Origin of the sequence: Sulfitobacter sp. HI0129 (assembly GCF_001635395.1) — a bacterium.
Lineage (GTDB): Bacteria > Pseudomonadota > Alphaproteobacteria > Rhodobacterales > Rhodobacteraceae > Sulfitobacter.
Genome location: NZ_LWGH01000668.1, coordinates 1 through 1794 on the forward strand (window position 1 = coordinate 1; position 1794 = coordinate 1794).

Sequence of the window (1794 nt, forward strand, 5' to 3'; positions counted from 1 at the left end):
GAGTGCTCCTTGGTCTCATCGCGGTCATTGTCGGGCAGCTTGCGCTGGCCTTGGGCACAGGGCCCGCCATCGCCGCGGGTGCCGTGCTTCTGACCATGGCGTTTCTCACCGGGGCAATGCACGAAGACGGGCTGGCCGATACCGCGGATGGCCTCTGGGGCGGGCAGACGGTCGCGCGGCGGCTCGAAATCATGAAAGACAGCCAGATCGGCAGCTACGGCACCATGGCGCTCATCCTGATGACCGGCTTGCGCTGGTCGGCCCTCTCGGCCCTCGCCCTCGCACCCTCGTCACTCTGGCCCTATCTCGCCGCGGCAGCCCTCTCCCGCGCGGCGCTTCCGGCCATCATGGCAACCACCCCCCATGCGCGCAGCAGCGGGCTGTCTCATGCGGTGGGCAGGTCCGACCCCCGGGCCGCCCTGCTGGCGGTGATCATCGGGGCCGCTGTCACATTCGCCTTCGCGGGCGTCTGGGCCTTCCTTATCCTGCCCCTCGCGGCTGCGCTGGCCTGGGGGATGCGCGCGCTCGCCCTGTCGCGCCTCGGCGGCCAGACGGGCGACATACTCGGCGCCACCCAGCAAGTGATTGAAACCGCAGCGCTCTGCCTTCTGGTCGTCAGCTTCTCATGATCGGAAATACTTCGGGGTCCGGGGCGGCGCCCCGGCTGCACCTTCCCCGCAAAACAAAACCGCGCCCGATCATCCGGGCGCGGCTTCGCAATCAGTAACGTCAGACAGGGTTATCCCAGCGGGATTTCAGCCCCGGTCAGGCCGCGACGCGGCTTTCCAGCACATCGCCCACCTGCTTCGCGGCAGCCATCTCGTCCCCACCGGAGACGGCGGCAACTTCGCGCGTCAGCCGTTCGAGCGCGGCTTCATAGAGCTGCCGTTCGGAATAGCTCTGCTCGCGCTGGTCGTCGGAGCGGTGCAGGTCGCGCACCACCTCTGCGATGGCGATGAGATCGCCGGAGTTGATCTTCTGTTCATATTCCTGCGCCCGGCGCGACCACATGGCCCGCTTGACCTTGGCCTTGCCCTTGAGCGTTTTCATCGCATGGGCGATCACGTCGGGGCTCGACAGCGCGCGCATGCCGATTTCGGTCGCCTTGTGGGTGGGCACGCGCAGCGTCATCTTGTCCTTCTCGAAGGAAATGACGAAGAGCTCCAGCGAAATCCCGGCGACTTCCTGTTCCTCGATGGACACGATCTGCCCCACGCCATGCGCAGGATAGACCACGAACTCGTTCGGGCGGAAATCCAGTTTCTTCGATTTTGTCATCAAGACGCCTCCTTGGCGCTTGTCCACCTACCCCCGGCACGACTGACGACGCCTGCGGGCGGCCCGGCGGGCACGCATCCGAAGCGTCGATGTCGGAAATTTCAGTCAGTCCTGCCGAGAGGACCGATCAAACAGCTAGGAGTTTGGCAGACACTGGTTATCATTGCGCCTGAGTATATCACAAGTTGAGGGCCGTTGAAAGTTTCCCCTAGGTCAACTTCTGGAAATCACTGAAAATACTCTGCCCCGCAGCGGCATCAGGCCAACAATACCGCGCACGGGGGGCGAATCACCCGCCTTCGCCGGGTGCTTCGGAGAAGTACTTTTCCAGCTTTCCCTCTTCGCCGTCATGCTTTTCGGCATCGGGCAGCGGTTCTTTCTTCGTGATGATCACCGGCCACATCTCGGAATACTTGCGGTTGAACTCAACCCATTTTTCCGCTTCCGGCTCGGTATCCGGCTTGATCGCATCGGCCGGGCATTCGGGTTCACAGACACCGCAGTCGATACATTCGT

Annotated in this window: 3 protein-coding genes; 1 reads left to right on the forward strand and 2 read right to left on the reverse strand. The window is 63.5% G+C overall.

Annotation, left to right across the window (positions count from 1 at the left end):
• The coding region (locus tag A3764_RS17080; RefSeq protein ID WP_067951815.1) for an adenosylcobinamide-GDP ribazoletransferase at nucleotides 1–629 on the forward strand (629 nt) is incomplete at its 5' end.
• Nucleotides 630–765: 136 nt separating this feature from the next.
• Here the strand turns inward: A3764_RS17080 and A3764_RS17085 are convergent.
• On the reverse strand, nucleotides 766–1278 hold the full coding sequence (locus A3764_RS17085) for a CarD family transcriptional regulator (protein ID WP_067923416.1): 513 nt from the start codon (nucleotides 1276–1278) through the stop codon (nucleotides 766–768).
• A 289-nt stretch (nucleotides 1279–1567) separates the two neighbouring features.
• On the reverse strand, nucleotides 1568–1794 hold a 227-nt coding region (locus A3764_RS17090; RefSeq protein WP_067951816.1), incomplete at its 5' end, for a ferredoxin family protein.